General features: G+C 75.6%; 9 protein-coding genes. 4 read left to right on the forward strand and 5 right to left on the reverse strand.

What is annotated here, in order from left to right:
- Window positions 1–4: 4 nt before the first annotated feature.
- The gene (locus G339_RS0107630) at window positions 5–808 is read right to left on the reverse strand and encodes an ABC transporter ATP-binding protein (protein WP_019630481.1); all 804 of its coding nucleotides are present in this window, start codon (window positions 806–808) and stop codon (window positions 5–7) included.
- Window positions 809–1,015: 207 nt separating this feature from the next.
- On the opposite strand from G339_RS0107630, the gene G339_RS0107635 reads away from it, so the two are divergent.
- The 3 genes from G339_RS0107635 (at window position 1,016) to G339_RS0107645 (ending at window position 2,622) form a co-directional block, all read left to right on the forward strand.
- Entirely contained in the window at window positions 1,016–1,531 is a 516-nt protein-coding gene (locus tag G339_RS0107635; RefSeq protein ID WP_019630482.1) for a hypothetical protein, read from the forward strand.
- Between the two features lie 101 nt (window positions 1,532–1,632).
- Window positions 1,633–2,319 carry a hypothetical protein gene (locus tag G339_RS0107640; RefSeq protein WP_019630483.1) on the forward strand — a complete coding sequence of 229 codons (687 nt, stop codon included), beginning with the start codon at window positions 1,633–1,635 and terminating at the stop codon, window positions 2,317–2,319.
- 87 nt (window positions 2,320–2,406) lie between these two features.
- A complete protein-coding gene (locus G339_RS0107645; RefSeq protein ID WP_019630484.1) occupies window positions 2,407–2,622 on the forward strand; it encodes a hypothetical protein in 216 nt (71 codons plus the stop codon).
- A 260-nt stretch (window positions 2,623–2,882) separates the two neighbouring features.
- On the opposite strand, the gene G339_RS0107650 is transcribed toward G339_RS0107645, so the two are convergent.
- From G339_RS0107650 to G339_RS0107665, 4 genes are all read right to left on the reverse strand, one after another.
- The gene (locus G339_RS0107650; protein WP_019630485.1) at window positions 2,883–4,265 is read right to left on the reverse strand and encodes a hypothetical protein; all 1,383 of its coding nucleotides are present in this window, start codon (window positions 4,263–4,265) and stop codon (window positions 2,883–2,885) included.
- A gap of 310 nt (window positions 4,266–4,575) precedes the next feature.
- A complete protein-coding gene (gene hrpA, locus G339_RS0107655) occupies window positions 4,576–8,526 on the reverse strand; it encodes an ATP-dependent RNA helicase HrpA (protein ID WP_019630486.1) in 3,951 nt (1,316 codons plus the stop codon).
- A gap of 177 nt (window positions 8,527–8,703) precedes the next feature.
- Window positions 8,704–9,615 carry an SDR family oxidoreductase gene (locus G339_RS0107660; RefSeq protein ID WP_019630487.1) on the reverse strand — a complete coding sequence of 304 codons (912 nt, stop codon included), beginning with the start codon at window positions 9,613–9,615 and terminating at the stop codon, window positions 8,704–8,706.
- Window positions 9,612–10,382, reverse strand: a complete 771-nt coding sequence (locus G339_RS0107665; protein ID WP_019630488.1) for an SDR family oxidoreductase — start codon at window positions 10,380–10,382, stop codon at window positions 9,612–9,614. The genes G339_RS0107660 and G339_RS0107665 overlap by 4 nt, the downstream gene beginning before the upstream one ends.
- Before the next feature lie 69 nt (window positions 10,383–10,451).
- On the opposite strand from G339_RS0107665, the gene G339_RS0107670 reads away from it, so the two are divergent.
- Entirely contained in the window at window positions 10,452–11,201 is a 750-nt protein-coding gene (locus tag G339_RS0107670) for an enoyl-CoA hydratase family protein (RefSeq protein WP_019630489.1), read from the forward strand.
- The last annotated feature ends 9 nt before the right edge of the window (window positions 11,202–11,210 follow it).

Below are 11,210 nucleotides of genomic sequence, written 5' to 3' on the forward strand. Positions count from 1 at the left end.
CGGTTCAGGCGCGGCGGGGCGTCCGTCCGGCGGTCGCGGCCCAGCGGCCGTCGCGGCGGGCGATGGTGATCGGGTGGTCGAAGCACGCGCTGACCAGCTCGGTCGTGAGCACGTCGTCGGCGGGGCCGGACGCGAGCACGCGGCCCTCGCGCAGCAGCAGCGCGTGGGTCGTGGTGGTCGGCAGCTCCTCGAGGTGGTGGGTGACCAGGACGCTCGTCAGCCCGGGGCGGTTCGCGCGCAGCTCGTCGATGCTCGCCAGCAGCAGCTCGCGGGCGGCGACGTCCAGGCCGGTCGCGGGCTCGTCGAGCAGCAGCAGGTCCGGGTCGGCCATCAGCGCGCGGGCGATGAGCGCGCGGCCGCGCTCGCCCTGCGACAGCGTGGGCCAGCGGGCGTCGGCGCGGTGGCCGAGGCCGAGCAGCCCGACCAGCTCGTCGGCGCGGGCCAGCTCGGCGGCGGACGGCGTCCAGCGCGGCACCAGCTCGATGGTGCCCGTCGCGCCGGTCAGCACGACCTCGCGGACCGTCCGCGCCGACTCCAGCGGGTGCCGCGGGTTGACGTGCCCGATGCGGGCGCGCAGGTCCTGCACGTTCACCCGGCCGAGGCGGTGCCCGAGGATCTCGGCGGTGCCGCGCGTCGGGTGCGTGTACGCGCCGAGGATGCCGAGCAGGGTGCTCTTGCCCGCGCCGTTGGGGCCGAGCAGCGCCCAGTGCTCGCCGGTGAGGACCGTGAGCGTCACCTGGTCCAGCAGCAGCCGGCGCTCGCGGACGAGGTCGATCTTGTCGGCGTTCAGGACGACGGACGTGGGCACGCGGACGACCTTCTTCCCCTTCGGCGGTGCTGGCGGCGCGCTCACGCTACCCGACCCGGCCCCGCCCGCACGGCCCCGGGCGGCGCGGTTGGCGGACCGGCGGTGGCGGATGGCGGCTGGGCGGCATCCCCCCGGATGGATATCGTGGGGTGACGGGGTTCCGGCGGGGCCGGGCGGGGACGCGCGGAGGGCGACTCGGGGAGCGGCATGACGGACATCGGTTTCATCTGCGCCCACTGCGGCGGCGAGGTACACGACGTCACCCACAACCGGGAGGGCTCGCTCGACGGGGTCGGGTACCGGCACAACCGCCGCGTCGAGCCGTGGGACCACGACCTGGACCTGACGATCGGCACGCCCGTCGCGACCGCCCCCACCTGCGACTTCTGCGGCGAGGACGATCCGGGCTGGCTGTACTACCCGACGCTGGACCCCGACGACACCGACATGTTCGAGGTCGAGCTGGACACCAGCGGCCTGTCCGACGACGACACGGCCGTCGCGGTGCTCAACATGCTCTACCCCTGGTACGCGTGCGACGCCTGCTCGGTGCTCGTCGCGGACCGGCGCGCCGAACGGCTCATCGCCCGCGCGCTGGAGCGGACGCCCGTCCCGGCGGGCGCGGCGGTCGGGGAGGACACCGTCCGGGCCCGGCTGCGCGGGTCGCTGTCGGTGTTCTTCACGACGCGGCCGGGGCGGCCGACGCCGTCGCGGGCGATCTGAAACACACCGTTCCGGACGCGCGGCGGCGGGGAAACGTCCGACCGGATCACTAGAATCGAGCGTCGGTCTCGGCCGACTGAGATGACTTCCGGGGGATTCAAGTGATCATTGCCAGGAGGTTCCGCGGTCCCGACGCCTCGGGGAACGGCGGCTACACCGCCGGACTGCTCGCCTCGCACGTGGACTCCGACACCGTCACGGTGTCGCTGCGCCGCCCGCCGCCGCTGGACGTCAAGCTGCGGGTGTCGCCCGCCGACGACCGCTGGCTCGGCGCGTGGCTGTGGGACGGCGACGAGCTGGTCGCCGAGGCGCTGACCGGCGCGATCGTCGTGCCGCCGGTGCCGCCGGTGCCCGCGGCCGTCGCGGCGGAGGCGGCGGAGAAGTTCCGCGCCGCCGAGAACCACCCGTTCCCGCAGTGCTTCGTGTGCGGCACCGACCGGGAGCCGGGCGACGGGCTGGCGCTCGCGCCCGGCCGCGTCGAGGACGGGCTGGTCGCGACGCCGTGGCGGCCGGACGAGGCCGTCACGGCCGAGCTGGTGTGGGCCGCGCTGGACTGCCCCGGCGGGTGGGCGTTCGACCCGCCGGAGAGCCCCGCGGTGCTCGGCACGATGACCGCGCAGGTCGTCGACCTGCCGGAGACCGGCGAGGACTGCCTGGTCATGGGGCTGGCGCGCAGCCGGGAGGGCCGCAAGCTGCACGCTGCGACCGCGCTGTACGGGGCGGACGGGCGGCTGCTCGGCCGCTCCGAGCAGATCTGGATCGAGGTCGATCCGCGGCGGTTCGGCTGAACCGCCGCGTCCTCTGCGTCACCTGACGCGGTTCCCGCGCCGCCCCCGGTCTTCAATCGGACGGGAGGGACCGAGGGAGGCACGGGGATGAACGTCGAGGGACTGCTCGTCGTGGCGCTGGCGGTGCTGTGCGTGTGCGCGGGGATGTCGTGGGAGCGGGCGCGGCACGCCCGGTTCGACGCGCCGCCGTTCCGCCGCCGCGCGGCGGAGCTGGGCGCGGCGGCGTTCCGGGACCGGGGGAACGCGCTGCTGATCGTCGCGGGGGCGGCGCTGGTCGTCCTCACGGTCGCCTGGCCGCACTGACCCGCGCACCGATGCGCACCGACCGCACCGAACGGCGCTGACGCGCGCTGTCCGGCGCCAGCCGCGCCGGTCCGCGCCGGTCCGCGACCGGCCGCACCGGCCCGCACCGAACGGCGAGGACGAGCGCTGACCAGCGCTGTCCGCGAGGACGAGCGCTGATCCGCTCGGCCGCCTCGGCCCGCGCCGACCGCCGTCCGGGCGGACGACGACCAGCCGGACGACGGGCGGACGACGGCCAAGCGGACGACGGGCGGCGGCGGTCAGGGGCCGGTGAACAGCGGGTCCTCGCGGTCGCCCGAGCCGTTGACGTGCCCGCCCGGCCCGCCCGGGAACGGGCGGTCGGCGGGCGGCGGGACGGGCGCGGACAGCGGCGCCGGGACGGCCGGGTGCTGGCCCGGCTCCCCCGGCCGGTCGGCCGGCGCCGGGGCGAACTGCCCGGGCTGCCCCGGCTGCCCCGGCTGGCCGCCGAAGCCCGGCTGCTGGCTGGGCGGGGCCTGCCCCATCGGGGACGACCCGGGCGGTGCGGCCGCCGGGCCGCCGCCCGCGAGCCGCCCGCCCGGCGGCACGTTCGACGACAGCGTGTTGTGCGTGAACGAGTCGACCTGGCGGCGCGCCCGGTCGGCCTCGGCGCGGGCCGCGTCGCGCTCCTCGGCGAGCGCGGCGAGCGCCGCCCGCTGCTCGGCGACGGACTGCGCGAGCTGCCGGAGCTGCACCGACTGGTCGTTGATCTTCGCGGTGAGCTGGTCGCGCTCGGCGAGCGCGGCCTGCGCGCGGGCGAGCGCGCCGTCGCGGTCCTTGACGGCCTCGTCGGCGCGCGCGGCGGCCCGCAGCGCCTCCGCCTCGGCCTCCGCGCGGGCGCGCTCGGCGGCGGACCGCTCGGCCTCGGCCTGGCTGGCGGCCTGCATCGCGCGCTGCCGCTGCGCCTCGCCGTCGCGCATGGCGGCGCGCAGGTCCTCCACGCCCTGCCGGGCGACGGCGGCCTCGACGCGCTGCGCCTCGGCGGCGCTCTCGTTCTCGGCGGCGCGGGCGTGCAGCGCGACCGCCTCGGCGCGGGCGGCCTCCAGCGCGGCGAGCAGCTCGGTCTCGCGGGCGGCGATCCGGTCCCGCTCGCTCTCGGCGGCGAGCTTGGCGGTCATCGCCTGCTGCGCGATCTCGTGGGCCTCCTCCCACGCCTGCTGGGCGGCGTCGCGCTTGGCGAACGCGGCCCTGGCCTCCTCGCGGGCGCGCGCGGCGTCGGCCTCGGCCTCGTCGGCGCGGCGGCGGGCCGCGGCCGACTCCTGCCGGGCCTCGTCGGCGCGGCGCTGGGAGGCGTCGCGCTCGCTCTGCGCGGTGGCCAGCTCGCGGGCCGCCTCGGCGCGGACCTCCGCGACGCGGCGCTCGACGCCCGCGACGCTGAGCTCGGCGGTGAGGGAGTCGGCGAGCAGGTCGGCGGCCTTCTCCATCCGCTCGACCATCTCCCACGCGGCGGCGACCTGCCCGGTGAGGCCGGGCGCGTCGCGGCCGCGCTCGCGCCGCTCGCGGGCCTCGCGCGCGCAGGCGCCGTCGTCGTCCTGGCAGTAGCGGACGGCGCGGACGGCGCCCGGCGGCTGCGGCACGGGCCGCCCGCAGTTGGCGCACGGCCACACGGTCACGGGGTCGCCCACGCGGGCGACCGCGGCTTCGCTCCCCGGCACCGTTCCCGGAGTGAGGGACGCAGAGTCACGCGGCGGACCGTCACCGGTCGCCCGGCCCCCGGCGGCCCCGGCCCCCTCCACGGGGCCGCTGGTGTCGCGCTCATCGCTGTTCGGCATGGGATGCACCTTACGGGCAAGTAGCACGGGCTGCAGTGACTTGGGGGTCAGATGCGCGCTTTCCGCGTATCGTTCGCCGCCGGGGCACAGTTCCGGGGGTCCTATCGCTCACCGAACGGCGTGGCGGGCGGCCCCGCCGCGCGGTAGAAGCGGTCACGCTCCGTCACGATCCGAGTTGGGCGAGCGCCTTGCGGACGCGCTTGTCCGACACCGGGAGCCGGGTGCCGAGCTGCTGCGCGAACAGGCTCACCCGGTACTCCTCCAGCATCCACCGGACGGCGCGCGCGGCGTCGTCGTCGCGGCGCGCGGGCGGCAGGCGGCGCAGCGCCGCCGCGTACTCCTGCTCCAGCGCCTCGGCCTGGTGCGCGAGCTGCCGGTCGCGGCCGGGGTTGTCGGGGAGCTTGTCGAGGCGGATCTGGAGCGCCTTGAGGTACCGGGCGAGGTCGGGCAGCCGCGCGCGGCCCGTCGCGGTGACGAACCCGTCGTGGACGAGCGCGTCGAGGCGGGCGCGGGCGTCGGTCAGCGCGGGGACGAGCGTGAGGCTCACCGAGCCGCGCAGCCGCCGGTCGATCTCGTGCGCGGCGGCCAGGACCCGCTCGACGTGCCCGACGATCTGCGCGGTGACGTCGTACAGGTCGGCGCGGACCCGGTCGTACAGCCGGGTGAAGGCGGCCTCGTCCCACGCCGGTCCCCCGGCGTCGGCGATGAGCGCGTCCGCGGCGGCGGTGACGCAGTCGGCGAACAGCGCGTCCACCGAGCCGTGCGGGCTGTGGCTGAGCGCGAGCTTGGCGCGGTTGCCGAGGCCCGCGCGGATCTGCTTGGCCGGGGACGGCGCGTTGAGCAGGACGAGCCGCCGGGTGCCGCGCCACATCGCGCGGCGCTGCTCGGCCTCGGTCTCGTACATGCGGACGGCGACGGTGTCGCCCTCGTCGGTGAGGGCCGGGTACGCCTTGACGGCGTAGCCGTTCTGGCCGCGCTCGTAGACGCGCGGCAGTTCGCCGACGGTCCAGGAGGTGAGCCCGGCGCGCTCGACGCCCTCGGCGGACGCGGCCTTGGCGAGCGTGCCGCGCATCCGGCCCGCGAGGCGGCGCTTGAGCGCGTCGAGGTCGGCGTCCTCGGCGACGGTCGCGCCCGTCTCGTCCACGACGCGGAACGTCAGGTGCAGGTGCGCGGGCAGCCGGGAGGGGTCCCACGCCTCGCGCGGCACCGGGACGCCGCCGAGCGCCGGCAGCTCGCGCTCCAGCGCGTCCAGCAGCGGCTCGGTGCGCGGCGACACGCGTTCCAGGACGCGGCGCGCGTAGTCGGGCGCGGGCACGAAGTTGACGCGGAGCTGCTTGGGCAGCGACCGGATCAGCTCGGTGACGAGTTCGGCGCGCAGGCCGGGGACCTGCCAGTCGAACCCGGCGGCCCGCACCTGGTTGAGGATCTGCAGCGGGATGTGGACGGTGACGCCGTCGGCGTCCGCGCCCGGCTCGAACTGGTAGGTCAGCCGCAGCCGCAGCGGCCCCTGCTGCCAGGTGTCGGGGTAGTCGGCCTCGCTGACGTCGCCCGCGCTCGCGTTGATGAGCATGGACTTCTCGAAGTTCAGCAGGTCCGGTTCGGCGCGGCGGGCCTGCTTCCACCAGGCGTCGAAGTGCCGTCCCGACACGACGTCGGCGGGGACGCGCTCGTCGTAGAAGTCGAACAGGGTCTCGTCGTCCACGAGGATGTCGCGCCGCCGGGCGCGGTGCTCCATCTCCTCGACCTCGTCCAGCAGCGCCCGGTTCTCGTGGAAGAACTTGTGGTGCGTCTGCCAGTCGCCCTCGACGAGCGCGTGCCGCAGGAACAGCTCGCGGGACAGCTCCGCGTCGATCGACCCGTAGTTGACGCGGCGCTGCGCGACGATCGGGACGCCGTACAGCGTGACCTTCTCGTACGCCATCACGGCGGCCTGCTTCTTGGACCAGTGCGGTTCGCTGTAGGACCGCTTCACCAGGTGCCCGGCCAGCGGCTCGATCCACTCCGGCTCGATCTTGGCGTTGGTGCGCGCCCAGAGCCGGGACGTCTCGACCAGCTCGGCGGACATGATCCAGCGCGGCGGCTTCTTGAACAGCGCCGAGCCGGGGAAGACCGCGAACTTCGCGCCGCGCGCGCCCAGATACTCCTGGCCGCGGCGGCGCTTGTCGCGCGGCTCGTCCTTGGCGTCGGTGTCCATCAGGCCGATGTGCGACAGCAGCCCGGCGAGCAGCGCGAGGTGGATGCGGTCCGGCGGCGCGTCGGCGGTGTTGACGGTGACGCCGAGGCCCTTGGCGACCTGTTTGAGCTGGGAGTGCAGGTCCTGCCATTCGCGGACGCGCAGATAGTGCAGGAACTCGTTCTTGCACATCCGCCGGAACCGGCTGCCCGACAGCTCGCGCTGCTGGTCGCGCAGGTAGTTCCACAGGTTGAGGTAGGCCAGGAAGTCCGAGTTCGGGTCGGCGAACCGGCGGTGCCGGTCGTCGGCGGCCTGCTGGTGCTCGGCGGGCCGCTCGCGCGGGTCCTGGACGGACAGCGCCGCCGCGATGATCAGCACCTCGCGGACGCAGCCGTTCTCGTCCGCCGCCAGCACCATCCGGCCGAGGCGCGGGTCGACGGGGAGCTGCGCGAGGCGGCGGCCGGTCTCGGTCAGCCGCTTCTTCGGGTCCTTCTCGGCCGGGTCGATCGCGCCGAGTTCGTGCAGGAGATCGACGCCCGCCTTGACGTTGCGGCGGTCCGGCGGCTCCACGAACGGGAACGCGGCGATGTCGCCGAGGCCGAGCGCCGTCATCTGCAGGATGACCGACGCCAGGTTCGTGCGCAGGATCTCCGGGTCGGTGAACTCCGGGCGGGACTCGAAGTCCTCCTCGGAGTACAGCCGGATGCAGATGCCCTCCGACACGCGCCCGCAGCGGCCCTTGCGCTGGTTCGCCGACGCCTGCGAGATCGGCTCGATCGGGAGCCGCTGCACCTTCAGCCGGTGGCTGTAGCGGGAGATCCGCGCGGTGCCGGGGTCCACGACGTACTTGATGCCGGGGACGGTCAGCGACGTCTCCGCGACGTTGGTGGCCAGCACGATCCGGCGCGTCCCGCCGCGCGGCTGGAAGACGCGCTGCTGCTCGGCCGACGACAGCCGCGCGTACAGCGGCAGGATCTCGGCGGCGGGGCCGCGCCGCCGGGTGAAGTGCTTCTCCAGGGCGTCGGCGGTGTCGCGGATCTCGCGCTCGCCGCTGAGGAAGACCAGGACGTCGCCGGGGGCCTCGCGCTCCAGCTCGTCCACCGCGTCCACGATCGCCTGGACCTGGTCGCGGTCGGGGTCGGCGCCCTCGTCGTCGGGGTCGGTGACGGGCCGGTAGCGGACCTCGACGGGGTAGGTGCGGCCGGACACCTCCACGATCGGGGCGTCGTCGAAGTGCCGCGAGAACCGCTCCGGGTCGATCGTCGCCGAGGTGATGATGACCTTGAGGTCGGGGCGGCGCGGCAGGATCTCCTTGACGTAGCCGAGGAGGAAGTCGATGTTCAGGCTGCGCTCGTGCGCCTCGTCGATGATCAGCGTGTCGTAGCGGCGCAGGAGCCGGTCGGTCTGGATCTCCGCGAGCAGGATGCCGTCGGTCATGAGCTTGACGAGCGTGTCGTCGCCGGACCGGTCGGTGAAGCGGATCTTGTAGCCGACCGCGTCGCCCAGCTCGGTGCCGAGTTCGCTCGCGATCCGGTCCGCGACGGTGCGGGCGGCGAGCCGGCGCGGCTGCGTGTGGCCGATCGAGCCGAGGACGCCCCGGCCCAGCTCCAGGCAGATCTTGGGGAGCTGCGTCGTCTTGCCCGAGCCGGTCTCGCCCGCGACGATCACGACCTGGTGGTCGCGGATCGCCGCCGCGATGTCGTCCCTCTTGCGGCTGACCGGCAGCTCCGCCGGATACGTGATCGCCGGGACGGCGGCGCGGCGGCGCGCGATCCGCGCCTCGGCGGCCTCGACGTCGGCGGCGATCTGGGCGATGACCGACGCGCGCCGCCGCTCGTCGCGCATCTTCTGCGTGCCGTCCAGGCGGCGGCGCAGCCGGTGGCGGTCCAGCGGGGCCAGTTCGGGCAGGCGCGCCCGCAGGTCGGCGAGCGGCGAACTCACAGGGTGATTCCTCACGACGAGCAGCAGGACAGGCGACGCGCCGGCCCGGCCCCGGACCGGCCGCCGGGGCGACCTACGCACGCTAGCGCCGGGCCGCGCGGCGGGCGACCCGTTTTTCGGGCGGCGCGCGCCCGTCCGCTGGAACGCCGCCGGTCGCGCGGCCATTCCCCGGGCGGGTCAGCCCGCGCCGTAGGCGAGTTCGGGTTCGGGGGCGCGGTCGAGCAGGTCCGCGACGACGGGACCGAGCGCGGCGGCGTCCCACCGCTCGCCCCGGTCGACGGCGGGGCCGTGCCGGAAGGCGTCCATGAGGCAGATCCGGCCGCCCTCGGCCTCGAAGACCCGGCCGGTGACGTCGCCCGACTCGGCCGAGGCGAGCCACACGACGAGCGGCGAGACGTTCTCGGGGGCCATCGCGTCGAACTCCCCGGCGGCGGGCGCGGCCATCGTCTGCGCGAACACCTCTTCGGTCATGCGGGTCCGGGCGGCGGGCGCGATGGCGTTGACGGTGACGCCGTAGCGCCCGAGTTCCGCCGCCGCGACGAGCGTGAGCCCGACGATCCCCGCCTTGGCCGCCGAGTAGTTCGCCTGCCCGACGCTGCCGAGCAGGCCCGCGCCGGACGAGGTGTTGACCACCCGCGCCGCCGCCGGGCGGCCCGCGCGGCTCTCGGCGCGCCAGTGCCGCCCGGCGTGCTTGAGCGGCAGGAAGTGGCCGCGCAGATGGACGCGGACGACGGCGTCCCATTCCTCGGCGGTCGTGTTGACGAGCATGCGGTCCCGTACGAAGCCCGCGTTGTTGACGAGCGCGTCGAGGCGGCCGAAGCGCTCGACGGCGGTGGCGACGAGCGCGGCCGCGCCGTCCTCGTCCGCGACGTCGTGGCCGCTGGCGACGGCCTTGCCGCCGCGCGCCTCGATCTCGGCGACGACCTCCTGCGCGGGCGTCGCGCCGCCCGGCCCCGTCCCGTCGCGGGCGACGCCGAGGTCGTTGACGACGACGGCCGCCCCGTGCCGCGCGAACTCCAGCGCGTGCGCGCGGCCGAGCCCGCGCCCCGCGCCGGTGACGATGACGGCGCGGCCCTCGCAGATCCTCATGCGTTCTCCTTGTTGACCGTGGCGGCGTCGAGGAAGGCGGGCCGCTCTCCCCCGCCGTGCAGCAGCAGCGTCGAGCCGGTGACGTAGGCGGCGAGGCCGGACGCCAGGAACGCGCAGACGCGGCCGACGTCGGCGGGTTCGGCGAGCCGCCCGAGCGGGACGGTCCGGGCGACGGCCGCGACGCCGTCCTCGTCGCCGTAATGGAGGTGGGAGCTCTCGGTGCGGACCATGCCGAGAGTGACCGTGTTGACCCGGATGTCCGGCGCCCACTCGACGGCGAGGCTCGCGGTCAGGTTGGCGAGGCCCGCCTTGGCCGCGCCGTAGGCGGCGGTGCCGGGCGAGGGCCGGACGCCGCTGACGCTGCCGACCATGACGATCGCGCCGCCCCCGGCGGTGGCGAGCATCCGCGGCCGGGCGGCGCGGGCCATGATCAGCGGCGCGAGCAGGTTCAGCTCGACGATCTTGGCGTGGGTGCGCGCGTCGCCGTCGGCGGCCGGGAGGAACGGCGTCCCGCCCGCGTTGTTGACCAGGATGTCGAGGCGGTCCAGTCCCGCGGTGAACGCCTCGGCGGCGGCGGGGTCGCGGACGTCGAGCGCGGCGAACCGGGCGGTGCGCCCGGCGGCCCCGGGCAGGGCGGCGGGCGCGCGGCGGCCGACGACGACCACGTCGGCCCCGGCGGCGAGCAGTTCGCGGGCGATCCCCGCGCCGACGCCGCGCGTCCCGCCGGTGACGACGGCGGTCCGGCCGGTCAGGTCCACGTGCAGCACGACTCTCCCTTCACCGAGCAAGCGCATGTTAGGTTAACCGTAACCAACGTTCGGTGAAAAGGCGGTCGCATGGGAATCTCCACCACCGTCCACGACGACGGGGTCGCCGAGATCGTCGTCGACGTCCCCCCGGTCAACGCGCTGCCGGTGCGGGCCTGGTTCGAGCTGGCGGACGCGCTCGCGGCGGCGGGCGCGGACGCGCGGACCGGCGCGGTCGTGCTCCGCGCCGAGGGGCGCGGGTTCAACGCCGGGGTCGACATCAAGGAGATGCAGCGCGCGGAGGGGCACGCGGCGCTGGTCGGCGCGAACCGGGGCTGTTTCGCGGCGTTCGCGGCCGTCTACGACTGCGCGGTCCCCGTCGTCGCGGCCGTCCACGGGTTCTGCCTGGGCGGCGGGATCGGGCTCGTCGGGAACGCCGACATCGTCGTGGCCTCCGACGACGCCTATTTCGGGCTGCCCGAGGTGGACCGGGGCGCGCTCGGCGCGGCCACGCACCTCGCGCGGCTCGTCCCGCAGCACCTCATGCGCGCGATGGTCTACACGTGCCGGACGGTCGGCGCGGACGAACTGCACCGGCACGGCTCGGTGCTGGAGGTCGTCCCCGCCGACCGGCTGCGCGCGGCGGCGCTCGCGGTCGCCGGGTCGATCGCCGCCAAGGACCGGCAGGTCGTCCGCCGCGCGAAGGAGTCGCTGAACGGCATCGACCCGGTGGACGTCCACCGCAGCTACCGGTTCGAGCAGGGGTTCACGTTCGAGCTGAACCTGACGGGCGCGGGCGACGCGCACCGCGACGCGTTCGTGGCCGGGGACGCCCGGTGACCGGCAAGG

The organism is Actinomadura atramentaria DSM 43919 (assembly GCF_000381885.1).
GTDB classification, from domain to species: domain Bacteria; phylum Actinomycetota; class Actinomycetes; order Streptosporangiales; family Streptosporangiaceae; genus Spirillospora; species Spirillospora atramentaria.

Coding starts and splice junctions, on each gene's coding strand:
- G339_RS0107635 (WP_019630482.1), top strand. CDS start 1,016: ATGACGGACATCGGTTTCATCTGCGCCCACTGCGGCGGCGAGGTACAC.
- G339_RS0107645 (WP_019630484.1), top strand. CDS start 2,407: ATGAACGTCGAGGGACTGCTCGTCGTGGCGCTGGCGGTGCTGTGCGTG.
- G339_RS0107660 (WP_019630487.1), bottom strand. CDS start 9,615: ATGAGGATCTGCGAGGGCCGCGCCGTCATCGTCACCGGCGCGGGGCGC.
- G339_RS0107670 (WP_019630489.1), top strand. CDS start 10,452: ATGGGAATCTCCACCACCGTCCACGACGACGGGGTCGCCGAGATCGTC.